Raw genomic sequence first — 22081 nt, forward strand, 5'->3', positions numbered from 1 at the left:
GCGGCTGAAGTGCCTGGCACCGCGGCCCATGGCCACCCTGCGGCTGTTGTGCCTGCCGTTCGCCGGCGCGGGGGCGGGCGTGTTCCGCGGCTGGGGCGACGCGTTGCCGGCGCACGTGGAAGCATTCGCCGTGCAGTTGCCGGCGCGCGAGGACAGGCTGGCCGATCCGCCGCTGGTCGACTGGGCAGCCATGCGCGATGCGCTGCTGGCCGCGATCGACGCCCTGCCCCCGCAACGCACTGCGATCTTCGGGCACAGCCTCGGTGCCGTGATCGGGTTCGACCTGGCGCACGCGCTGCAGCGGCGCGGGGCGTCGCCGGTCGACCACCTGTTCGTGTCGGCGCGGCCCTGGCCTGGACGCGCACCGGACCCGCCGGTACCCGCCTGGCCCGCGGGCGACGACGCGTTGCTGGCCGCGATGGACCGCAGGTTCGGCAGCCTCGGCACCAGCCTGTCGCATCCGGATATCCGCGCCGTGGTGCTGCCCGCGCTGCGCGCCGACCTGTGCCTGCTCGACGACTACCACTACGCGCCGGGTGCGGTACTGGACTGCCCGGTCACGGTGTTCGCCGGCAGCGCCGACCCCAGCACGCCGGGCGACACGCTCGCCGCGTGGCGCAACGCGACCACCGGCGCATTCGCGCTGCAGGCCTTTGCCGGCGGTCACTTCTTCATCGAAACGCACAGGTCCGAAGTGCTCGCCGCGCTCGCCGCCAGCCTGCCCGCGCAGGCCCGGCCCGGCTGGTGACGCTCAGTCGGGCAGCAGGCGCATGGTGTGCACCGGCGTGCCCGGCGGTCGTGACAGCGCGACGACGTAATCGGGGTGCAGCGCCACCAGCCCGGTCTGCACGTCGAGCGCGGTGTCGCTGTCGCCGGTGAGCGGCAGGATGCCGCCCTCGGGCAACGCGAACGCCGCCATCGGATGCGCCAGGCCGACGCCCGAGGCCTTCAGGTAGGCCTCCTTCCTCGCCCAGGCGTCCAGCAGCGCGTGCGCGCGCAGGTGGTCCGGCAGGCCGGCCAGCGCGGCGGATTCGTCGGGATGGCAGATGTCGGACTCGATGTCGGCGATGCCGGCGGCGCGATCGCGACGCTCGAGGTCGATGCCGACCGGCGCCGCGCGCAGGGCGGCACATGCGAACGCCCCGTCGGCATGGCTGAGGCTGGTGCACCAATCGCCTCCGAGCACAGGACGTCCGCGGTCATCCCGGCCGAGCGGCAGGTCGCGTGCATCGATGCCCGTCAAGGCGCCGAGGAACAGGCGGTGCAGGGCGTAAGCAAGGGTCCGCGCGGCGGCATCGCGCGGACGCTTCATGCGTCCGGCGCGTCCGCGTTCCCGTGCGTCGAGCAGTTGGCCGGCCTCGGGAAGCCACGGCATCCAGTCGTCGACAACGGCGAGTGCCATCGTGGCATGCGCGGCTTCCGGCGCAGCGGCGAGCCCCCGCGCGATCGCGGTCGAAAACCTGCTGCGCAGCTCGCCCATGTCGCCCATGTCGCCCGGATTGCCCGGGCGGCGCGGGCTGGTGGCGGGATGACCGGGAAACTCCATCCGCCGATGGTAGCCCGCGGCCCCCGCCCGCTGGGGGATGATGGTCGACGCCAACCACCACCGCATGCAGGTGTTGACCCCTTTCAGGAGCAGGACATGACCAAGCCCATCCGCGTCGGAATCATCGGCCTCAACCCCGGCATCCACTGGGCCGCGATGGCGCACATGCCGGCGCTCACGGCCCTGGCCGACGAACAGCTGACGGTCCGGGGCCCCAGGGGCGACGCGACGGAGCTCAGCGAACCCATGCCGCCCGCCGAGGCCTACGCAGGCTGGACCGATACGCCGGTGGCACGCAACGTGGCGCGCACGTATGCGCTGGTGGCGCGCGACATCCGCGAAGGCACGCGCCTTGCGCCGGGGTTTGGCGATGCGGTCGCGCTGCATGAAACGCTGGAGGCGATCGAGCGCTCGGCGGCGGCACGCTCCGGAGACCAGCCATGAGCCGGCGCCTACCCATCACCGCCCATGCCGGCGAACCTCGGCGCGCGGAGCGTGGCCGCCCGTGCGGATCGAACCGTGCGGCGCTCCTGTTCGCGGGCCTGCTTGGCATTGCGGGGATGGCCGCCGCGTCCGCGGACGACCGCGCCGTCTACGGCCCGCGACTGGAAGGCTTCGACTATCCGCACCCGCTCCGCACGCATGCGTTCGAATCGCAGCGCCAGCAGGTCGAAATGGCTTACCTGGACGTGCCGCCCACCGGCGAGGCCAACGGCCGCACCGCGCTGCTGCTGCACGGCAAGAACTTCTGCGCCGCCACCTGGGAGCGCACCATCGCCGCGCTTGCGGAGGCGGGATACCGCGTGATCGCGCCCGACCAGGTGGGCTTCTGCAAGTCCAGCAAGCCCGACGGCTACCAGTACGCGCTCGCCGGCCTTGCGCACAACACGCGCGGCCTGTTGGCCTCCCTCGGGATCGAGCGCAGCGTGGTGGTCGGGCATTCCATGGGCGGGATGCTCGCGATGCGCTACGCGCTGATGTATCCCGACGCCGTCGAGCACCTGGCCCTCGTGGGCCCCATCGGCCTGGAAGACTGGAAGGCGATGGGCGTGCCCTACCAGCCGGTGGAACAGGTCCATGCATCGGAACTGCGCACCACCTACGAGAGCATCCGCGACTACCAGACCGCCGTGTACTACGCAGGCGAGTGGCGGCCCGAGTTCGAGCGCTGGGCGCGGATGCAGGCCGGCATGTACGCGGGTCCGGGCCGCGATGTCGTGGCGTGGCACCAGGCGCTGACCTTCGACATGCTGATGTGGCAACCGGTGGTGTACGAGCTGCCGCTGTTGCGGGTTCCGACCACGCTGTTCATTGGCGTGCATGACCGGACCGCGCTCGGCAAGGCTGCGGCGCCGCCGGAGGTGCAGGCCAGGCTTGGCGACTATCGGGCGCTGGGTCGGCGGGCTGCGGAAGCGATTCCGGGGGCGGTGCTGGTCGAGTACGAGGATCTCGGGCATTCGCCACATGTCCAGGACCCGGAGCGGTTTCATCGGGATCTGCTGCGGGAGCTTGCTCGCGTTGATGGATCAGGCCATTGAACAGGGTTGTCGCGGGGGACAGCGTTCGACCCAAAGCGGATGTAGGCCGGATCCGGCCGGCCGTCGCGCTCGCCCACTTCTTCACATCCAATCTCCTCGCTTCGGGAAATCGGCGGCGTCTGCACCATCATCTCAAGCGGCCCTGCGATGCGCGAACGCCCAGGTTCCACTTGGGACGGCTGTTCGGGCGCTATCAGCAGCTTGTGCTCACAGCGGCTGCGCTCCTTCGCTAAGGATGTCGAGGTACCGGCTGTAGGCGAACACGCGATGCCGCTGCTGCCCGGTTACTTCGTTCACGATCTCGAGTTCTTCCAGCGCGCGCACCGCCGCGCGGATGGTGGGCGGGGTGAGAGGGAGCTCAGGAGCGACGCGCGGTACGGTCAGTATCACGCGACGGGCAAACTGGTCGAACACCAGGCCGATGTTGCCGGCACGCTTCCCCAACGCCGCGATGCGGGCGCGATCGCTTGCCAGCAGCGCCAGCAGGCGCTGCGCGGTGTCGACCGCCTGCTGCGCGGTTTCGGCCACGCCGTCGAGGAAGAAGCCCAGCCAGCCCTCCCAGTCGCCGCGCACGCGCACGCTGTTGAGGCGGTCGTAGTAGTCGGCACGATGGCGCTTGAAGTAGAGGCTGAGGTACAGGCTGGGATCACGCAGCACACCTTCATTGCAAAGGATCAGCACGATCAGCAGGCGACCGAGGCGGCCGTTGCCATCACCGAAGGGATGGATGGTCTCGAACTGCACGTGCGCGAGTGCGGCTTTCACCAGCGGCGGGATCCGGCCTGGCGGCTCATGCAGGAAGCGCTCCAGCGCAGCCAGTGCGTCGGGCAGGGCCTCCGGTGGCGGCGGCACGAAATGGGCCAATGCCGGCGACGGGCCGCCGACCCACACCTGTCCCTTGCGGAACTCTCCGGGTTGCCTGGTGGCGCCACGCCCGCCGCGCAGCAACAGGGCATGCATCTCGCGGATCAGGCGCAGGGAAAGCGGGAAGTCGTCTTCGCGAAGGCGGCGCAGGCCGTGCTTGAGCGCGGCCACGTAATTGGAGACTTCCTCCACATCGTCGACGGGCACGCCTGGCGCGGCATCGACCTCGAACAACAGCAGGTCGGACAGGGAGGACTGGGTGCCCTCGATCTGCGAGGACAGCAGCGCTTCCTTGCGCACGTACTGATACAGGAACAGCTCCGGGTCCGGCAGCATCAGAGTGATGCCGTCCAGACGCCCAAGCGCCTGATCGGCGCGCTCCTTGCGCGCAATCAGATCCCCTGCGGCAAAGTCGAGCGGCGGCTCCGGCGGCAGTGGATCGGGGATGAAGGCCTGGTAGCGACTGCCGGCCAAAGAGCCGGTGACATAGTGGCCTGTGACTCTGGTGGCCATGGTCAGCTTTCCTTGCGGACGCCCGCGGTGAGAACAAGGAAAACTAAGTACCACTTTCTTTCTTTACTTTCCAGAAGCGCCTATGAAAGGAAAATTCTGATGCGAATGTGCGCTTCTCGCTACCAGATCAACCTCACCCACTCCACCAGCGGGTTCCCCGGATCGGCCAGCAACTTCACCGTCAACGCCAGCGACATCACCACCAGCAGCGGCCGGATCGCGCGGCCGCCGACGCGCAGCGCTAGGTGCGCGCCGACCTGCCCGCCGGCGATGCTCGCCACCGCCATCACCAGGCCGACCAGCCACAGCACCTGCCCGCCGATGACGAGCGTGGCCAGCGCGGCGACGTTGCTCGCGAGATTCAGGAACTTGGTGTGCGCCGTGGCCGACACCAGGCCCATGCCGAACAGCGCCACCAGCGCGGTGGCCATGAACGATCCGGTGCCGGGGCCGAAGAAGCCGTCGTAGAAGCCCAGTGCGAACATGAGCGTGACCAGCGCCGCGTGACCCAGCCGCGCGTGGCGTCCGGCCTCGCTGGCCTTCGGGCCGAGCAGGAAATAGGCGGCCATCGCCACCAGCAGCACTGGCACCAGCCCGGCCAGGAACGACGGATCCACGCGCTGGACCGCGATCGCCCCGCCCACCGAGCCCGCGAACGCGGCCACCGCCGGCCACAGGAAACGCCGGAAATCGATGCGCCCCTTGCGCGCGAACGCCAGCACCGCGCCGGCGGTGCCGAAGCTCGACTGCAGCTTGTTGGTGGCGATGGCCTGCACCGGCGGAATGCCGGCCGCCATCAGCGCGGGGATGGTGATCAGCCCGCCTCCGCCGGCTATCGCATCGATGATGCCGGCAACGAACGCCACCAGTGCCAGCAGCGCCAGCACGTCCAGTCCGAACTCCATTGTGTTGCAGCGGTTACCAGACCACTTCGGCCATCGAGCAGTTCAGCCCCGAGCCGATGCCGAGCAGCGCGACGCGGTCGCCCTTCTTCAGGCGGCCCATCTCGCGCAGCTTGCTGAGGACGATCGGCACCGAGGCCGGGCCGATGTTGCCGTGCTCGCCGAAGATCGTCATGACCTTCTTCGGATCGATGCCGAAGGCGTTGATGAACGCCGCGGTGTGCGCCTTGCTGACCTGGTGGATGACGAACTCGTCCATCTCCTCCACCACCCAGCCCAGCGCCTGGCGCGCGGCGATGAAGGTCTTCTGCGCGAGCTTCATGCCCTCGATCAGCAGCGTGCGGGTGTCGGTGACCATGCGGTCGAGGTTGCCGCGGCACAGGCCGTTCCACTCGGTGGCGGCGCGTGTCACGCCACCGCGGTAGCGCGGCGCGCCCGGCGCAAGCTCGGCGCGGGCCAGCACCATGCCGGCGGCGCCACAACCAAGCGTGAGCGTGGCCATCTCGTTGCGGAACTCGGCCTCGGTGGCATCCGGGCGCAGCAGGCGTTCGATGGTGCGCTCGTAGGCGAGGTTGGCGGTCTCGCCATCGACGATCAGCGCGTAGTCGATCTCGCCGCGCTCGATCATGCGGCTGGCCACGTCCATGCCGTTGATGAAGGCCAGGCAGGCATTGGCGAGGTCGAAGTTCTGGCAGGTGTCGGACATGCCGAGGTTGCCGCTGACGATGGACGCCGTGGACGGCTCGAGGAAATCGCGGCTGACCGAAGTGTTGACCAGCAGGCCCACGCGCGACGGATCGATGCCGGCATCGGCCAGCGCCTTGACCCCGGCGAGGGTGGCGGCGTCGGACGCCAGCACGTTGTCGTCCCACAGGCGGCGGGCGTGGATGCCGGCGACATCGCCGAGCACGTCGGTCTTGATGCCGAGGCGGTCGAGCGTGGGCTTCAGGCGCGCGTTGATCTCGTCGGACGACAGCCGCCGGGGGGCGTCGATGTGCGCAAGACCGGCAATGGCTACGTGCTGGAACAACATGGGCTGGCCGCCGATGGGATGTGCAAAAAAGGCCGTCTAGATTACCGGCTTAGCGCCCCCCGCGCACTTGCGGGCCGCCACGTGACGGCCCGCACGCCTGCGAAGAGCCACGCCGTTCAGCCTCCGCAGCGCCAGGCGGCCCAGCGCTGCGCGCCACGCAGCGGTCCGCCGAGCGGGTGGATGGTGTCGGCGCCAAGGCCCGGCGCCTCGTTGCGGGCCAGCGTCTCCAGCTCTTCGCGCACGCGCAGGTCGTTGCGCTCGATGAACGCGACGCTGTGTTTCACCGCAACTTCGACCTCGCCGCGCTTCTCGCAGCCGGTCGGGGCCGAGGCCACCACGCGCACGGCCGACGCGCCTGGCGCCATGTGCACCCAGGTGCACCCGCCGAGGGCGAGGACAAGCAACGGCACGAACGCGAACGACTTGCGCATGGATCTGGCTCCGTGAATGGCGGTGCCGGCCATCTTCGCCGATGGCACGGCACCGCGTATCGCTCGCGGCTTAACGGTTGGCGACGGGCTTGCCGTCGGCGTCGATCACCGTCACCTCCCCGAAGCCGAGCGCGCGCACCGGCGCCTCGATCTTCGACAGGTCGCCCACCACCACCCAAGTCAGGGTGTCGGCGTCGAGCGTCTTCGCCGCCTCGGCCACCTGCGCCGGCGTCATCGCCTCGATCTCCGCCTTGCGGCGCACCACGTAGTCGTCCGGACGGCCGTACAGCACGATGCCGCCGATCGTCGACGCCACCGAGGCCGCGGTCTCGTACGCACCGGGCAGGCTGAGCGTGTTGATGGCGCGGATGCGTTCGACCTCGGCCGCGGTGGGCGGGGTTTCGCCACTGGCGAAGGCGCCGATCTCGCGGCGCATCTCGGCCATCGCCTCCGCGGTCTTGTCGATCTGCACCGGCGCCGACGCCAGCCACGGCCGCTGGCCGAGCGCGCCCGACGCGCCGCTGCGCGCGCCGTACGACCAGTGCTTGTCCTCGCGCAGGTTCATGTTGAGACGCGCGGTGAAGTCGCCGCCGATCACGCCGTTGGCGATGTCGAAGCGCACCGCGCCGGCATCGGTGGTCGAGGGCACCAGCTGGCCGGCGTAGATGTTGGCCTGCACCGCGCCCGGCTGGTCGACCAGGAACACGCGGCCCTGCGCCGGGCGCGCGACCGTCGCAGGCACGGACTGCGCGGCGGGCGCCGGGCCCGTGCCACGCCAGTCGCCGAAGTGTTTCTCGAGCAGCGGCACCACCTGCTCCAGCGTGGTGTCGCCGACGACCACCAGCGTCGCGCCCTCGGGGCGCACCCAGGCGCGGTGGAACGCGACAAGGTCGTCGCGGTCGAGCGCCGCGATCGACGCCTCGGTGCCGGAGCCGGTGAACGGCATCGCGTAGGCGTGGCCGTCGCCGTACAGCAGCGGCGGCAGCACGCGCATCGCCGCGGTCTGCGGACGTGCCTTCTCCTGGGCGATGTTGGCGATCCAGGTGGCGCGCACGCGTTCGATCTCGGCGGCGCTGAACTGCGGGCGGCGCAGCAGGTCGGCATACAGGGCCAGCGATGCATCGAGGTTTTCGGTGAGGCCCGAGAACCAGGCGCTGGCGCTGTCGAGCCCGGCGGCGGCGCCCATCTGCGCGCCCAGCGATTCGGCGCGGTCGGCGAACGCCAGCGCGCCCAGGTCACCCGCGCCTTCGTCGAGCATGCCCATGGTGAAGCTGGACGTGCCGGCGGCGCCGTCGGCGTCGGCGCTGTAGCCACCGGCGAACTGGTAGTCCATCTGCACCACCGGCAGGCCGGCGCGGCGCGCGAGGATCACCGTGGTGCCGTTGGACAGGCGCGCGCGCTCGAGCGCGGGGAACACCAGGTCGGGGAACGCGTCGGGCATCGGCACGCCCTGGCTGCGGTCGACGCTCGCAGGCGTGGTGGACCAGGCGGCATCCACCGGCGGCAACTGCCATGGCGCGGGGGTGCCGGCCGGCTCCTCGGCCAGCGGCGTGCGCTCGCCCTCCACGATCACCAGGGTGTGGTCGCCGCTGCCAAGCCACGTGCGGCCGACCGCCTGCACCTCGCTCGCCGAGGTGGCGTTGATGACGGCCAGCGATTCGCGGAAGCAGCCCGGGTCACCTGTGTACACCGCGCATTCGGCCAGTGCGTCGGCCTTGCCGCCGAAGCCGCCGATGCGCTCGATGCCGCGGATGAAGCCGGCGCGGAACACCGTGCGTGCGCGCTCGAGCTCGTCGGCGGTCGGGCCTTCGGCCAGCAGGCGCTCGATTTCCTCGTCGATGATCGCCTCGACCCGGGCCGGGTCGACGCCCTTCTTGACCTGCGCCATGACGATGAAGTTGGAGCCCAGCTGCTTGCCGTACGCACCGGCGCTGATGCTGTCGACCAGCTTCTCCTCGTGCACCAGGCGCTTGTCCAGGCGCGAGGACTTGCTGCCGCCCAGCACCTGGCCGAGCAGCTGCAGGCGGTCGAGGTCGGCATCGGTCACTTCGGCCACGTTCCACAGGCGGTAGACGCGCGGCTGCGGCACCTTGTCGTGCATGGTCTCGCGGGTCGACGCCGTGCGCCGCGCCACGTCCACCTTCGGCTGCGCCATGGTCGGACCGGCCGGGATGTGGCCGAAGTACTTCGCGACCTTGTCCTTCGCGGTGGCGACGTCGATGTCGCCGGCCAGCACCAGCACCGCGTTGTTCGGGCCGTACCAGGCACGGAACCAGGTCTTGACGTCTTCCAGCGACGCGGCATCGAGGTCGTTCATCGAGCCGATCACACTGTGGTGGTACGGATGGCCCGCCGGATACAGCGCCTTGTTGAGCTTCTCCCACGCCTGGCCGTAGGGCTGGTTTTCACCCTGGCGCTTCTCGTTCTGCACCACGCCGCGCTGCTCGTCGAGCGCGGCCTGGTCGACGGCGCCGAGGAAATGCCCCATGCGGTCGGATTCCATCCACAGCGCGGTGTCGAGCGCGGTGGTCGGCACGTTCTGGAAGTAGTTGGTGCGATCGGTGTTGGTGGTGCCGTTCTGGTCGGTCACGCCGATCTGCTTGAAGGGCGTGAAGAACTCGCCCTGGTGGTTCTCCGACGCCTGGAACATCAGGTGTTCGAACAGGTGCGCAAAGCCGCTGCGCCCGGCCGGCTCGTCCTTGCTGCCCACGTGGTACCAGATGTTGACCGCGACGATCGGCGCCTTGCGGTCGGTGTGCACGACCACGCGCAGGCCGTTGGGCAGGGTGAAGGTTTCATACGGGATGTCGACCACCGCGGCCGGGGCCGCCTGCGGCACCTTCGCGTAGCCGGCCGGGGCGAGCGTGCCGAGTGCAGCGGCCATGGCCAGGGCGAGGAAGGTGGCGCGGCGCGGCATGCGCGTGGGCATCTGCATGGTGTGGTGATCCTGGGTACGGTCCGGACCGGGAATGGTAGCGCCCCCGCCAGCCGCGGCCCCCGGGCCATTGGTCCCGGGTGGCCACGGCACGCCGACGCGGGCTGGGGCATGCTCGCCGCATGGACACTCCTCCGCTGCATGCGCTGGTCACCGGCGCCAACCGTGGCCTCGGCCTGGAACTCACCCGCCAGCTGCTGGCACGCGGCGACCGCGTGGTCGCCACCTGCCGGCAACCCGGCAAGGCGAGCGCCTTGAATGCGCTGGCCGGCGCGCATCCCGGCCACCTGCACGTGCTGCCGCTGGACGTGGCGGACGGCAAGGCGCGCGCGCGCCTGGCGCATGAGCTGCCGCTGGTGCTCGGCGACGACGGCCGCATCGACCTGCTGATCAACAACGCCGGCGTGCTGCACTCCGGCGAACGCTTCGGTCGCCTCGACCAGGCGCAGCTCGAGGACAGCCTGCGCATCAACGCGCTCGGCCCGCTGCTGGTGACCGAGGCGCTCGCCCCGCTGCTGGCCGACGGCGCGCGCGTTGCCAACCTGTCGTCGCAGCTCGGCTCCATCGCCGGCACCACGCGCTTCGGCACGCCGGGCTACGCGCTCGGCAAGGCCGCGCAGAACATGGCGACGCGGCTGCTGGCGCAGGCGCTGGCGGAGCGCGGCATCGTGGTGGTCGCATGCCATCCCGGCTGGGTGCAGACCGACATGGGCGGCGCGCAGGCGACCGAGCCTGTCGACGCGTCGGCACGTGGCCTGCTCGATGTCATCGCCGGGCTTGCGCCGGCGGCGAGCGGCAGCTTCCTCGACTGGCGCGGCGAGGCGATGGCCTGGTAGCCATGCGCCCGGCGGCTGCGGCTATCCTGCGGCGCCACATGCCGCGTCCCCGTCGCGATGATCGACATCATCCTGTTCCAGCCGGAAATCCCGCCCAACACCGGCAACGCCATCCGCCTGTGCGCGAACACCGGCGCACGCCTGCACCTGGTGCGGCCGCTGGGCTTCGACATGGACGACCGGCAGCTCAAGCGTGCGGGGCTGGACTACCACGAGTACGCACGGGTGGCGGTGCACGACGACCTGGCCGCGGCGCTGGCCGCGATCGCACCGGCCAGGCTGTTCGCGCTCAGCGCGCGCGGGCGGGTGCGCCATGACGCGCCACGCTATGCGCCCGGCGACGCCTTCCTGTTCGGCTGCGAGACGCGTGGCTTGCCCGACGCGGTGCTTGAATCCGTTGCCGCCGACCGCCGCCTGTTCCTGCCGATGCGCCCCGGCAACCGCAGCCTCAACCTGTCCAACGCGGTGGCGGTCGTGGCCTACGAGGCCTGGCGGCAACTGGGGTTCGACGGCGCGGCGTGATCCCGACCCGTGCACTGCACGAAAGTTCCTGCACTGTCCAGTTCAGTATTCAGCCTGTGTTGTCGCGCGATGTCGAGAATACGTGCTCCGGCCATGGGCGGGTCCGATTTCCCCGATCGGTTCTCTCCCCTCCCCTGCCGTCCATGGCCGGACCTATAACAACAAGCAAGCACGAGGTCCTCCCCCGATGAAGCGTTCCCTGATCGCCCTGACCCTGGCGGCGGCGCTGCCGTTTGCCGCTTCGGCCGCCGAAGGCGTCACCTACAACTACGTCGAGGCCGGTTACCAGGCCACCAACGGCGACATCGATGCCGACGGCGTCGGTGTCAACGGCTCGTTCTCGTTCCATCCCAATTTCCACGTCTTCGGCGGCTACAGCAGCCAGGAAATCGACGACACCAGCCTCGACGTCGACCAGTTGAAGGTCGGCCTGGGCTACAACCTCGAGATCTCGCCGCGCGCGGACCTGCTGGCCCGCGTCGCCTACCAGAAGCTCGATGCGGGCCGCGTGCTCGGCACCGATCTGGAATTCGACGGCTGGAGCACCGAAGTCGGCGTGCGCGGCTCGCTTGCGCGCAACTTCGACGGCTACGCGCTGGCCGGCTACGAAGACTATGACGGTGGCATCGACGGCGATTTCTACGGCCGCCTGGGCGCCAACCTGAAGTTCAACCCCAACTGGGGCATCAACGGTGACGTCAAGTTCGCCGGCGGCGATACCGAGTGGTTCGTCGGCCCGCGCTTCACCTGGTAACACCGTTCCATGGGAAATCGCGCAGGGACTCTCTCCCCGCTGTGCGACATAGACCCCGGCCGCAAGGTCGGGGTTTTTTTTGTGCGCGCGCCTGCGCCGGGTACCAATGGCCTTGAGTGCTCATGTCCCCCGGCGATGGCCTTGCGGCCATCGCCTCCTCCTTTACTTCGCTCTCAAGGCCATTGGCACCCGGTACGTCGCACTGCGGTGGTTTTGAGGAGCAAAGCCACAGCCCGCAATTTCGCGCACGGTCACGCTACTGGCAGCACAGCGCAGAGCCCCGAAGTGGCCGTGAGGCCTTCGCGGGGAAGTCAAGGAGGAGGTATCCGCCGCCAGGCGGATGCCGGGGGACATGAGCCGCGAAGGCGTCACGGCCACCACGGGCTCTAAGCCACCGCGGGGGGTCAGGCGAAGAGCTTCGCCGGGTACTCGGCTTTCTGCTCGCGCGCCAGCAGGCGTGCCAGGCCTTCGGCCGGGGTGATGTCGCCGTGCAGCACGTCGCGGACGTTGCTGGCGATGGGGAGTTCCACGCCGTGCGCCTCGGCCTGGCGCATGACCTCGTCGGCGGTCTGCACCGACTCCACCACCTGGCCGATCTCGCGCACCGCGTCTTCCAGCGTCTGGCCGCGGCCGAGCGCCAGCCCCAGGCGCCGGTTGCGCGACAGGTCGCCGGTGCAGGTGAGCACCAGGTCGCCGAGGCCGGCCAGGCCCATGAGGGTCTCGGGCTTGCCGCCGATGGCGATGTTAAGGCGCAGCATCTCGTTGAGGCCGCGGGTGATGAGTCCGGCGCGCGCGTTGAGGCCCAGGTTCATGCCGTCGGCGACACCGGTGGCCACCGCCAGCACGTTCTTCATCGCGCCTCCCAGTTCGGCGCCGCGCATGTCGTCGCCGGTGTAGGCGCGGAACGCCGGGCCATGCAGCACGTCGGCCACCAACTGCGCGAACATCTGGTCATCGCTGTGCACGGTGAGCGCGGTGGGCAGGCCCGACGCGACCTCCATGGCGAACGACGGCCCGGTCACCACGGCCAGCGGCACCTCGGGGCCGAGGACCTCGGCGGCAACCTCGTGCAGGAAACGCCCGGACCCGGGCTCGAAGCCCTTGGTGGCCCAGGCCACGCCTGCATGCGCGGGGCGCAGCGGCGCCAGCGCGCGCAGGGTGTCGGCAAAGGCGTGCGAGGGCACCACGACCAGCACCAGGTCGGCCGTGGCCAGGGCCGCGGCGAGGTCGGTGGTGGCGCGCAGCGATGCCGGCAGGGCGATGCCCTTCAGGTAGCGCGGGTTGTGGTGGCCGGCATCGATCGCGCCGACCACCTCTGCATCACGCCCCCAGAGGACCGTGGCATGGTCGTGGCGCGCGATCAGCGCCGCCAGCGCCGTGCCCCAGGAGCCCGCGCCCAGCACCGCTACCGCCGGCTTGGCCACCGGCGTGACCGAGGGCTCCATCACCACTCAGGCGTTGCCGCCGGCCTCGGTATTGGCGAGGTCGCCACCGGCCTGCTGCGCGGCGCGCTGGCGCACGCCTTCGGCGTACAGGGCCTCGAAGTTGATGGGCTGCAGCAGGAACGGGGTGAACCCGCCGGCCTGGATCAGGTCGCCGATGGTCTGGCGCGCATACGGGTAGAGGATGGCCGGGCAGTGCGTGCCCAGCATGACGTCGAGCGCCTGGTCCTCGAAGCCCACCAGGTTGAACAGGCCGGCCTGCTGCACTTCGACCAGGTACATGGTGTTGTCCTCGCCCATGTTGCACGTCAGGTTGATGCCGAGCACGACCTCGAAGGTACTGTCGGCGACGCGGTTGACGCGCTGGTTGAGGTTCATCTGCAGCTGCGGCTGGCCCTGTTCGCCAAACGCCTGCGGGGTCCTGGGCGCCTCGAAGGAGACGTCCTTGACGTAGATCTTCTCGACGGTGAACTGCGGGGCGGCGGGCTGTTCGGCAATGGCGCCGGCGGCGCCGTTCTGGTCTTGGTCGGCCATCTGGGGAAACTCCGGGAGAATTCGGGAAAGAGGTGAATTATCGCACGCGGCCGTTACGCTACTTGCCGCGGCCCTTGGCCAGCGGCAGCTCGGCCTGCTGCCAGGCGGCGATGCCGCCTTCCAGCACGTACACGCGCTCGAAGCCGGCCTTGCGCAGGCGCTTGGCGGCCTGCGCCGCGGTCACGCCGGTCTTGCAGACGGCGACCACCGGCAGCGCCCTGGCGCCTGCCAGCATCTTGTTCTCGGGATCGAACTGGCTCATCTGCACGTTCTTCGAGCCGGGAATATGGCCCTTCTCGAAGTCACCGGCTGGCTGCAGGTCGACCACCAGCGCGTTCTCGCGGTTCATCAGCGCGGTGAGTTCGGCCGGGCGCAGGCCCTTGAAACCGCGGAACAGGCGCGCGACCTCGGTGTAGAGGATCGCCAGCGTGATGCCGGCGAGCGCCAGGGCGAGCATGGGATTGCGGCCGGCGAAGGCCGACAGTTCTTCAAGGTTCAAGGCGGGGGCCAGCATGGCAGCGGGCCGCGATTGTCGCCCAGCGCCGGCGGCGGCGCAAAGCGCCGGGCTACTCGCCGCGCCAGAAGTCCGGCAGGCCGCTGGTCAGCACCCAGGCGCGGCTCTCCGCGTCGTAGCGCCAGGCTTCCTGGTAGCGCAGGCTGCGCTCGGCCATGGTGTGGCGGTTGATCACGCCGATGTCGATCTCGCGCACCGCCGTGCCTTCGCCGGCCTGGGCGCTGATGTCGCGGTAGTGCGAGACCTGGATCTGCCTGTAGCGCTCCAGCTGCACATCGGTCATCGGATGCTTCTCGCGGTACGCGGGCTCCACCATGTTCCAGGCGGTTTCGAAATCCCCCCAGCGGATCGCCGCCGAGTACGCGTACTGCACGCGCTGCAGCGCGTCGCCCTTGCCGCCCGCACTGGCGCAGGCGGTCACGGCCACCAGCATGCACAGCAGCAAGGCAGCCCTCGCGTACAGGGAGGCGTGGGGCGGTGTGCGCATGGCGGCGATTCCGGAAGTCGGCGTGGCCGGCATGCTAACCCCTGGTGATCGCCGCGTAACTGGCGCGCATGGTGGTGGCCACGCCGCCGGCCGGCAGCGGCACCGTGGCCGTGATGGCGACGCGCGCACGGCCGCGCGCACGCAGGGTCTTGTCGAAGTCGCTCCAGTGCGCGCCTTCCTCCAGGCACGCGCTGGCCTCGAGGTCGGCGTACAGCGGAGCCAGGTAGCGCACGGCGCTGTCGGCCACGAACACGTCGGCCTTGATCCCCAACTGCGCGCAGCGCAGCGTCACCAGGCCCCAGCCGGCCAGCGTCATCACCGACACCAGGCTGCCGCCGAATGCGCAGCCCTTGTCGTTGACGTTGCGCGCGAGCGGCGCGCGCAGGCGCAGGTGTCCGCCGTCGTGGCCGGCGATGGTCACGGCCATCGCCGCCACCGGCGGCATCGACCGGTAGTGCGCGTCCAGCGCCAGCAGTTCGTCTTCGAGGGTCATGCGGGGTCCTGTGCGGGGCGGCGCCTTGCAGGGGCCATCGACAGGCACCAAGCTGCTGCGATGCCCACCAACGCCACACCCGGACGCCTGTCCGGATGCTACGTCATCTCATTGCGCCCGGTGGGCGGCCACGACGCGATCCGGCGCGCGGCGGCATGCCATGGCGCGCGTACGCTGGCGCTGTCGCCGTGGCGCATCGAGGCGCGCGACGACCGCGCCACCCGCGCCGCGCTGCGCGCGGCGCTGGCGGCACCGCGGGTGCTGTTCACCAGTCCCGCGGCGGTCGACGCGGCGGCGCGGCTGCGTGCGCTGCGCCCCGGCCGCGGCCAGGTGTTCGTGGCAGTCGGCACCGGCACCGCGCGCGCGCTGCACCGTGCCGGCGTGGCCGCAGTGGATGCGCCGCAGCGCATGGACAGCGAAGGGCTGCTGGCTCTGCCGACACTGGCCGCCGTGCGCGGGCTGGACATCGGCCTGGTCACCGCGCCTGGCGGCCGCGGCGTGATTGCCGCGACGCTCGCCGCCCGCGGTGCCCGGGTGCTGCGCGCCAACGTCTATGCACGCGTGCCGATCGCGCCCACGCCCCGCGCGGTGGCGGCGCTGCGCGCGCTCGACGCGCCGGCGTGGCTGCTGGCCAGCAGCGGCGAGGCGCTGGAGCATGTCGTCGCGCGGTTGCCCGCGGATGCCCTTGCGCGGCTGCGCGCCGCGCGCGTGGTCGCGGCCAGCGAACGCCTCGCCGTCCTCGCCCGCGCGCTGGGCCTGTCCGTGGCCGGGGTGGCCACGAGCGCGCGCCCCGATGCCATGCTCGAAGCCGCATGCGCCGCGGCTGCCATGAAGCCCTAACATGTGTGGCCCCCACCCGCGCCCGCTGCCGTGAATCCCCCTTCCTCCCCTGCGCCGCCGCGCCGCAGCTCCGCCCTCGCCTGGTTGCTCCTGCTGTTGCTGGTGCCAGTGGTCGCCTGGCTCGGGTGGACCAGCTGGCAGGCGCAGTCGGCCGAACGCCGCGCCTCGGTCGCCGACCAGCTGCAGCGCGTCACCGCGCTCGAGGACCGCATGGCTGCCGTGCGCCGCAACCAGCAGGCGCAGGGCAAGCGCCTGCAGCAGGCCGAGGCCACCAACCGCGTGCTGCGCGACGAGCTCCTCGGGATCGGCCAGCGCGCCGCCCTGCTCGAGGAAAGCGTGCAGCGCCTGGCCGGGCCGGCCGAAGGCGGTGCCCAGGCGCTGCGCCTGGACGACATCGAGCTGCTGCTGGCGCAGGGGCAGCAGCGCCTGATGCTGGCCGCCGACCTCGAGGGCGCCCGCCGCGCCTACGCGCTGGCGGCGCGCCTGCTCGACGCCGTCACCGACCCGGGCTACCTCGACATCCGCCAGGTGCTGGTGCAGGAACGCGCCGCGCTGGACGCCCTGGGCGACGACCCGCGCGTGGTCGCGCTGGCGCGCCTCGACGCCGTGGCCGCGCAGCTCGACGCGTTGCCGGTGCAGCCTGCGCCACGCGCCACGGCGGGTGATGGTGGCAGCTGGTGGGAGCGGCTTGCCGGCCGCGTGGTGGATGTCCGGCGCAGCGACGCGCGGCAGGCCGTCGCGCCCGCCGAGCGGGCGGCCGGCATCGCCACGCTGCGCCTCGAACTGGCGTTGGCCCGCACCGCCGCCGAACGGCGCGATGCCGGCGGCTGGCGCGCGGCGTTGGCGCGCAGCGAAGCCTGGCTGCCGCGGCTGTGGCCGGAGACCCCCGCGTTGCGGGCACGCATGGCCGACGTGCAGGCGCTGGGCGCGCTGCCGCTGGCGGTGGCGCTGCCCACGCTGGGCAGCACCCTGGAGCAGCTGCGCCTGCGCCGTGGCGCGCCCGGCGGCGCCCGCTGAACGACAACGGCGCCGCGCCCGCATTCATACACTGCCGCGACGCCGCACCGGCTAGGGTGGCCACGAACTCGGGAGCCTTGCCATGAATCTGTTCCGCAACCTGCTGCTCTGGATCCTGCTGGCGATCGTCGGCGCGCTCGCCTGGCACCTGCTCGCCCAGGACCCCGGCTACGTGCTGGTCCGCTACCGCGGCTGGGACTACACCACCAACCTGCTGTGGGTCGGCGTGGCCGCGGTCGTGGCGCTGTTCGCGCTGTGGCTGCTGTGGGCACTGATCGCCTTGCCGCTGCGCGCCTGGCGCCAACGCCGCGACCAGCAGTCGCGCGCGCGCCTGGGCACCGGCCTGGAGGCGCTGTACCACGGCCATTACGCACGCGCCGAAAAGCTCCTGCCGCAGGCCGGCGACGACAGCGATGCCGCGATCGCGCTGCTCGCTTCGTCGCGCGCGGCGCTTGCCCGCGGCGACCACGCCGCGGCGCGACGCCACCTCGATGCCATCGATGTGCGCCACGCGCTGACCCGCGCGATCGGCCACGCCGAGTTGTCGCTTGCCGAGGAACGCCCCACGGACGCGCTGGTCGCGCTGGATGCCCCGGCCGCGCAGCCGCTGCCGCCACGTGGACTTGCGCTGCGCGCGGAGGCGCTTGCCGTGTCCGGCCAGGCGGCCGAGGCGTATGCGCTGCTGGGTGCGCTGCGCCAGCAGCAGGCGCTGCCCGACACGGTGCTGGCCGAGCGCGAACTGCGCTGGTCGGCCGCCGCCATGCGCCAGGCAGCCGATGCCAACGCGCTTGCCGACCGCTGGGAATCGCTGCCCAAGCCGCTGCGCGCCGAGCCGACGATCGTCAGCGCGTACGCCGAACGCGCCGCAGCCCTGGGCTGGGACGAGGCCGCGACGTCGAGCATCGAACATGCGCTCGGCACGCGCTGGGACGAGCGCCTGGCCGCGCGCTACGGCAGCCTGCCGCTGGCGCGCTTCGCCGAGCGCCAGGCCGCCGCCGAACGCTGGCTGCAGCAGCATCCGGGCAGCCCGGCGTTGCTGCTCACGCTGGCACGCCTGGCACGGTTGCAGGACCAGCCGCAGCCGGCCATGGACTACCTGCAACGCGCGCTGGCACAGGGTGCCGGCGGTGAAGGCTGGGAAGAGCTGGGCCACAACTATGCGCAGCTCGGCGACGACGCCCGCGCGCGCGTCGCGTACGGCAATGCCCTGCGGGCCATGCGCGGTGAACCGGTGCACGTGATCGAGTGAGGCGTGGCAGCCGGCGCGCGATGCGCGCGCCGGCTGCATTGCACGTGCCGGCCTCAGCGCTCGAGGATGGCGACCACGCCCATGCCGCCGGCGGTGCAGATCGACACCAGGCAACGGCCGCCGCCACGTTCGCGCAGCTGCTTGGCGGCACTGGCGACGATGCGCGCACCGGTGGCGGCGAACGGATGGCCGGTGGCGAGCGACGAGCCCAGCGGGTTCATCTTCAGCGGGTCGATGCGGCCCAACGGCGCATCCAGGCCCAGCCGCGTGCGGCAGTAGTCCTCGCTCTCCCAGGCGCGCAGCGTGCACAGCACCTGCGCGGCAAAGGCCTCGTGGATCTCGTAGATGTCGAAGTCCTGCAGCGTGAGGCTGTTGCGTGCCAGCAGCTGCGCCACCGCCACCGTGGGCGCCATCAGCAGGCCTTCGCCGTGCACGAAATCGACCGCGGCCACCTGCGCGTCGCGCACATGGCACAGCACTTCATGGCCATGCGTCGCGGCCCACTCGTCGGTCGACAGCAGGCAGGCCGATGCACCGTCGGTCAGCGGCGTGGAATTGCCCGCGGTCAGCGTGCCGCGACCTGAGGTGCGGTCGAACGCCGGCTTCAGGGTGGCGAGCTTTTCCAGGGTGGAGTCGGCGCGCAGGATGTTGTCGCGCGACACGCCGCGGAACGGCACCACCAGGTCGTCGAAGAACCCGCGCTCGTAGGCGGCGGCCAGGCGGTGGTGCGAGGCGACCGCGAGCTGGTCCTGCGAGTCTCGCGAGATGCTCCACTCCTTGGCCATGTCTTCGCAGTGCTCGCCCATCGACTTGCCCGTGCGCGGCTCGGCCACGCCGGGGAAGTCCGGCTTCAGCTCGCCGATGCGGAAGCCCGCGAACTGCGCCAGCTTGTCGCGGGTGGTCCTGGCGGCATTTGCGCCGAGCAGGCGGCGGCGCAGTGCCTTGCCGTACACGATCGGCACGTCCGAGGTGCTGTCGCTGCCGCCACCGATGCCGGACTCGATCTGCCCGCAGGCGATCTTGTTGCCGATGGTGATGATGGAATCCAGCGAGGTGCCGCAGGCGCGCTGCAGGGTGATGCCGGGCGTCAGCGGTGACAGCCCGGACGACATCGCCGCCTCGCGGCCAAGGTTCCAGTCGCTGGAATGCTTGATCACCGCACCCATCGCCACTTCACCGAGCTGCTGGCCATGCAGGCCGAAGCGTTCGACCAGCGCACCAAGCGTGCGTACCGACATGCCGAGGTTGCCGACGTCGGCGTAGGCGGTGTTCTGCCGGCAGAACGGAATGCGGACGCCGCCAAGGACGGCGACGGGGCGACCATGCAGCATGGATGACCTCTCGGGATGACCCGCCGGCGCAGGCGGGCATAATGGGCGGCAGTTTAGCGCTGCACATGCGCAGGGCCAATGAACGAGATCACTCCACCGGTTCACGGACAACGCCGCGTGCTTGGCGCACTGGCGCTCGAGCTCGCGTATGGCGCGGGCGTGGCGCATGACAGCGTGGCGCAGGAGCAGGCCGGCAAGCTCGCGGCGCTGGTCGCCGCCGACCTCGCGGCGTTCGCGCCCGATGCCGCGCTGCTCGACTGCACGCTGGTCGCGGCTCACTACGATCCGGTCGAACTGCTGCGCCCCGGCTGGCCGCTGCATCAGGAGCTGTGGCAGCTGGCGGCGCGGGCACCGCGCGCGGCGGGCGGCGGTGCGCGCGTGATCGCGTTCGGCCACCACGCCGGCCAGTTGCCTGGCGCCTTGTCGCCATCGGCGGACTTCGGCGGCGGCCCGTTGCGCCTGCTGCCGTTCGTGCTGGACGGCGACCCGGCGGTAGTGGCGCGCGTCGCCGCGCGCTGCGAGGCCGACCTGATGGAAGAAGGCATGGCCGGCGCGGCGACCGCGCTGGCGATGCAGGAGGCGTTCGGCCTGAGAGTCGAACACGCGCGCTACCTCACCGTGCACGACCTGTGCGCGATGACCGCGCTGCAGTACGGCCACGCGGGACTCGAGCCTCTGTGGCCGTTGCTGGAAACCGCCCTGCTGTCACCGGCGCGCGAAGCCTGGCTCGACGCCCCGCCCGAGCCACTGCTGCGCTACGCGGACGGCGAAGTGCGCATGGCGCTGCTCTCGCCCGACGCGTGGCGCGCCCGCTATGCCACTGGCGCCGTCGAGGCCGCTGATGAAGCCGACGACGTGCGGCATGCACGCCTGGCGCGCGGCTTCGCGCATTTCGAGGCACGCCAGCGCCAGTTCGCCAGCGTGCTGCGCGCGCACGGCATCACGGTGTCGTTCGCGCACGCCAGCGGCGATCCGCACGACGCACTCTGACGCGTCTTTACGCTCCCGGGCCGATCACGCCGCACGCCAGTCGCGCGCCGGCGTTGCCGGTCGGCTGGGTGGTGTAGTCGTCGGGATCGGCGTGCACGATCACGCCCTTGCCGATCACGTCGGTGGCTGCGTCGTCGCCAAGCGTCACGCCTTCGAGGCGTGTGTCCACCTGCGCCACGCCCGCGCCATCGGCGGTGATGTTGCCGGTGTCGCCGGCATGGTGGGCGGCGCCACCCACGCGGCCATGCGCGGTGCCTGCGGGATTGAAGTGACCGCCGGCGCTGCTGCCGTCGGGCGCGCTGCAGTCGCCGGTCTCATGCACGTGGAAGCCATGTTCAGTGCCGGGCTCCAGGCCGGTGACCTGGCCGGTGATGTGCACGCCACCGTCGACGGCGGCAAAGCGCAGCTCGCCGGCGGTGGTGTTGCCGGCGGTCGCGGCCAGCGCGGCCACGGCGCTCGCAGGCGCGTCGTCCGCGGGCACGTAGGGGGGCGGCGAGACATCCGGCGTGGACTCGCGCGGTACGTCGGCGGTGGTCGGTGTGGCGGCGTCATCGACGGCGGCGCGGTCGCCACAGGCGGACAGCGCGAGCGCCAACGCAGCGGCAAGCAGGGTGAGGCTGGTGGTACGCATGGTGAACTCCCTTCGGGGCGCGCCGGCTGGCGCGGAGCAAGCAAACGGGGTGGGGGCAACGCCGCTGCGGGCAGGTGCCGCGCGGCTCATGGTGCCGGCAGCCTGATCACGCCGCAGGCCACGCGCGCACCGGTGGCGCCCGATGTCGCGCCCATGACCACCAGCGCGCGGCCGGCGATGTCATTGGCGGCGCCACCGCCGAGCACCGCGGCGGGCACCAGTTGCGCGACCTGCGCCACGCCGCGCGCATCGGCGACCACGCGGTCGCTGCCGCCATCCACGACGCCGCGCCCGGAGGCGTCGAAATAGCGGCCCGCGCTCGAGGCGTCGACGGCGCTGCAATCGCCCCGTTCGTGGACCTGCAGGACGTGCGCGCCATGCGGGGTCAGGCCGCCGATCTCGCCGGCCAGGCGCACGCCACCGGCTTCCGCCGTGAGCGCGACGCGGCCGCTGACCAGGGTGGCCGAAGCCGCCGACAGGTTGGCCACCGCTTGCCGGGCCGTGCCGGACTCGGCGCGCGGCAGCGCCGCGGACGTGGCGGGTGCCGCGGTGGACGCGCGCGGCGGGCCGCTGGCGCAGGCGGACAGCAAGCCCGCCGCAAGCAGGGCGCAGGCCGCGGCGCGCAAGGGGTGGAGAAAAGGAATGGGTGGGGTCATCGCGGTCCGAGCCTAACCGGTGG

The 22081-nt window shown here is 71.4% G+C and carries 24 protein-coding genes; 10 read left to right on the plus strand and 14 right to left on the minus strand.

From position 1 onward, the window contains the following. Positions 1 to 28 precede the first annotated feature (28 nt). The gene (locus tag H5368_RS08920) at positions 29 to 748 is read left to right on the plus strand and encodes a thioesterase domain-containing protein (protein WP_182823409.1); all 720 of its coding nucleotides are present in this window, start codon (positions 29 to 31) and stop codon (positions 746 to 748) included. 3 nt (positions 749 to 751) lie between these two features. Here H5368_RS08920 and H5368_RS08925 read toward each other — a convergent pair whose 3' ends face one another. Next, a complete protein-coding gene (locus H5368_RS08925) occupies positions 752 to 1546 on the minus strand; it encodes a 4'-phosphopantetheinyl transferase superfamily protein (protein ID WP_182823411.1) in 795 nt (264 codons plus the stop codon). Between the two features lie 96 nt (positions 1547 to 1642). Here H5368_RS08925 and H5368_RS08930 point away from each other — a divergent pair, with 96 nt between their 5' ends. Further along, positions 1643 to 1990 (plus strand): hypothetical protein, encoded by a 348-nt coding sequence (locus H5368_RS08930; RefSeq protein ID WP_182823413.1) that lies wholly within the window; start codon positions 1643 to 1645, stop codon positions 1988 to 1990. 116 nt (positions 1991 to 2106) lie between these two features. Continuing rightward, the gene (locus H5368_RS08935; RefSeq protein ID WP_182823415.1) at positions 2107 to 3084 is read left to right on the plus strand and encodes an alpha/beta hydrolase; all 978 of its coding nucleotides are present in this window, start codon (positions 2107 to 2109) and stop codon (positions 3082 to 3084) included. 207 nt (positions 3085 to 3291) lie between these two features. On the opposite strand, the gene H5368_RS08940 is transcribed toward H5368_RS08935, so the two are convergent. From H5368_RS08940 to H5368_RS08960, 5 genes are all read right to left on the minus strand, one after another. Then, the gene (locus tag H5368_RS08940) at positions 3292 to 4461 is read right to left on the minus strand and encodes a Fic family protein (protein ID WP_182823417.1); all 1170 of its coding nucleotides are present in this window, start codon (positions 4459 to 4461) and stop codon (positions 3292 to 3294) included. A gap of 119 nt (positions 4462 to 4580) precedes the next feature. After that, positions 4581 to 5366, minus strand: coding sequence for a TSUP family transporter (locus H5368_RS08945; RefSeq protein WP_182823419.1), 786 nt, complete (start codon positions 5364 to 5366; stop codon positions 4581 to 4583). A 13-nt stretch (positions 5367 to 5379) separates the two neighbouring features. Then, positions 5380 to 6396: a 3-oxoacyl-ACP synthase III gene (locus tag H5368_RS08950; RefSeq protein WP_182823420.1), complete on the minus strand. Its 1017-nt coding sequence runs from the start codon at positions 6394 to 6396 to the stop codon at positions 5380 to 5382. Positions 6397 to 6512: 116 nt separating this feature from the next. Then, the gene (locus tag H5368_RS08955) at positions 6513 to 6827 is read right to left on the minus strand and encodes a DUF4156 domain-containing protein (RefSeq protein WP_182823422.1); all 315 of its coding nucleotides are present in this window, start codon (positions 6825 to 6827) and stop codon (positions 6513 to 6515) included. Positions 6828 to 6897: 70 nt separating this feature from the next. Beyond that, positions 6898 to 9762, minus strand: a complete 2865-nt coding sequence (locus H5368_RS08960) for a pitrilysin family protein (RefSeq protein WP_182823424.1) — start codon at positions 9760 to 9762, stop codon at positions 6898 to 6900. 122 nt (positions 9763 to 9884) lie between these two features. Between H5368_RS08960 and H5368_RS08965 the strand changes: the two genes are divergently transcribed. From H5368_RS08965 to H5368_RS08975, 3 genes are all read left to right on the plus strand, one after another. Next, positions 9885 to 10598, plus strand: coding sequence for an SDR family oxidoreductase (locus H5368_RS08965; protein WP_182823426.1), 714 nt, complete (start codon positions 9885 to 9887; stop codon positions 10596 to 10598). 57 nt (positions 10599 to 10655) lie between these two features. Then, positions 10656 to 11120, plus strand: a complete 465-nt coding sequence (locus H5368_RS08970) for a tRNA (cytidine(34)-2'-O)-methyltransferase (RefSeq protein ID WP_182823428.1) — start codon at positions 10656 to 10658, stop codon at positions 11118 to 11120. Positions 11121 to 11307: 187 nt separating this feature from the next. After that, positions 11308 to 11874 carry a diffusible signal factor-reguated Ax21 faimly protein gene (locus H5368_RS08975; RefSeq protein WP_182823430.1) on the plus strand — a complete coding sequence of 189 codons (567 nt, stop codon included), beginning with the start codon at positions 11308 to 11310 and terminating at the stop codon, positions 11872 to 11874. A 404-nt stretch (positions 11875 to 12278) separates the two neighbouring features. Here H5368_RS08975 and H5368_RS08980 read toward each other — a convergent pair whose 3' ends face one another. The 5 genes from H5368_RS08980 to H5368_RS09000 all read right to left on the minus strand — a co-directional run bounded on the left by H5368_RS08980 (position 12279) and on the right by H5368_RS09000 (position 15344). After that, positions 12279 to 13319, minus strand: a complete 1041-nt coding sequence (locus tag H5368_RS08980) for an NAD(P)H-dependent glycerol-3-phosphate dehydrogenase (RefSeq protein ID WP_182823432.1) — start codon at positions 13317 to 13319, stop codon at positions 12279 to 12281. A gap of 6 nt (positions 13320 to 13325) precedes the next feature. Beyond that, the gene (gene secB / locus H5368_RS08985; protein ID WP_182823434.1) at positions 13326 to 13850 is read right to left on the minus strand and encodes a protein-export chaperone SecB; all 525 of its coding nucleotides are present in this window, start codon (positions 13848 to 13850) and stop codon (positions 13326 to 13328) included. A 58-nt stretch (positions 13851 to 13908) separates the two neighbouring features. Further along, positions 13909 to 14349, minus strand: coding sequence for a rhodanese-like domain-containing protein (locus tag H5368_RS08990; protein ID WP_182823947.1), 441 nt, complete (start codon positions 14347 to 14349; stop codon positions 13909 to 13911). Between the two features lie 67 nt (positions 14350 to 14416). Beyond that, the gene (locus H5368_RS08995) at positions 14417 to 14851 is read right to left on the minus strand and encodes a hypothetical protein (RefSeq protein ID WP_182823436.1); all 435 of its coding nucleotides are present in this window, start codon (positions 14849 to 14851) and stop codon (positions 14417 to 14419) included. Positions 14852 to 14885: 34 nt separating this feature from the next. Beyond that, positions 14886 to 15344, minus strand: a complete 459-nt coding sequence (locus H5368_RS09000; RefSeq protein WP_182823438.1) for a YiiD C-terminal domain-containing protein — start codon at positions 15342 to 15344, stop codon at positions 14886 to 14888. A 60-nt stretch (positions 15345 to 15404) separates the two neighbouring features. Between H5368_RS09000 and H5368_RS09005 the strand changes: the two genes are divergently transcribed. The 3 genes from H5368_RS09005 to H5368_RS09015 all read left to right on the plus strand — a co-directional run bounded on the left by H5368_RS09005 (position 15405) and on the right by H5368_RS09015 (position 18450). Beyond that, positions 15405 to 16184, plus strand: coding sequence for a uroporphyrinogen-III synthase (locus tag H5368_RS09005; RefSeq protein WP_182823440.1), 780 nt, complete (start codon positions 15405 to 15407; stop codon positions 16182 to 16184). Positions 16185 to 16214: 30 nt separating this feature from the next. Further along, positions 16215 to 17201, plus strand: a complete 987-nt coding sequence (locus H5368_RS09010) for a uroporphyrinogen-III C-methyltransferase (RefSeq protein ID WP_182823443.1) — start codon at positions 16215 to 16217, stop codon at positions 17199 to 17201. Between the two features lie 82 nt (positions 17202 to 17283). Beyond that, on the plus strand, positions 17284 to 18450 hold the full coding sequence (locus tag H5368_RS09015) for a heme biosynthesis HemY N-terminal domain-containing protein (protein WP_182823445.1): 1167 nt from the start codon (positions 17284 to 17286) through the stop codon (positions 18448 to 18450). Positions 18451 to 18503: 53 nt separating this feature from the next. Here H5368_RS09015 and H5368_RS09020 read toward each other — a convergent pair whose 3' ends face one another. Next, complete coding sequence (locus H5368_RS09020; protein WP_182823447.1) at positions 18504 to 19781, minus strand: acetyl-CoA C-acetyltransferase; 1278 nt, start codon at positions 19779 to 19781, stop codon at positions 18504 to 18506. Positions 19782 to 19859: 78 nt separating this feature from the next. Between H5368_RS09020 and H5368_RS09025 the strand changes: the two genes are divergently transcribed. Further along, positions 19860 to 20771 (plus strand): hypothetical protein, encoded by a 912-nt coding sequence (locus H5368_RS09025; protein ID WP_182823449.1) that lies wholly within the window; start codon positions 19860 to 19862, stop codon positions 20769 to 20771. A 7-nt stretch (positions 20772 to 20778) separates the two neighbouring features. On the opposite strand, the gene H5368_RS09030 is transcribed toward H5368_RS09025, so the two are convergent. Both H5368_RS09030 and H5368_RS09035 read right to left on the minus strand, forming a co-directional pair. After that, positions 20779 to 21402 (minus strand): superoxide dismutase family protein, encoded by a 624-nt coding sequence (locus H5368_RS09030; protein WP_182823451.1) that lies wholly within the window; start codon positions 21400 to 21402, stop codon positions 20779 to 20781. A gap of 86 nt (positions 21403 to 21488) precedes the next feature. Continuing rightward, on the minus strand, positions 21489 to 22058 hold the full coding sequence (locus H5368_RS09035; protein WP_182823453.1) for a superoxide dismutase family protein: 570 nt from the start codon (positions 22056 to 22058) through the stop codon (positions 21489 to 21491). Positions 22059 to 22081 lie beyond the last annotated feature (23 nt).

The sequence above is a fragment of the Luteimonas sp. MC1782 genome, from assembly GCF_014164605.1.
Lineage (GTDB): Bacteria > Pseudomonadota > Gammaproteobacteria > Xanthomonadales > Xanthomonadaceae > Luteimonas.